This is a genomic window from Desulfosporosinus metallidurans, assembly GCF_001936615.1.
Lineage (GTDB): Bacteria > Bacillota > Desulfitobacteriia > Desulfitobacteriales > Desulfitobacteriaceae > Desulfosporosinus > Desulfosporosinus metallidurans.
Genome location: NZ_MLBF01000249.1, coordinates 1 through 241 on the forward strand (window position 1 = coordinate 1; position 241 = coordinate 241).

Genomic DNA, 241 nt, shown 5'->3' on the forward strand with positions numbered 1-241 from the left:
GTCCATGACCCCGCCAATGAGCCGGGCCTGTTCGGCCAGCCCGGCCATGTCGTGGCGCAGCCGGCCGGTGAGGCCCTCCAGGGACACGATGGCGGCCAGGGCCCGGTCGATGACCGCTGCGCCTTCGGCGGCCCGGGTCCGGGCGTTTTCGGCGCTGGTGGACGCCCGGGCGGCGCTTTGGGCCACATCCAGGATCGAGGTGTTCATCTGGGCCATGGCCGTGGCCGTCTCGCCCATGGAC

General features: G+C 73.0%; 1 protein-coding gene. It reads right to left on the minus strand.

Annotated features, from left to right (window positions below):
• A partial coding sequence (locus DSOL_RS26570) for a hypothetical protein (RefSeq protein WP_207649707.1) occupies positions 1-241 on the minus strand: 241 nt, incomplete at both ends.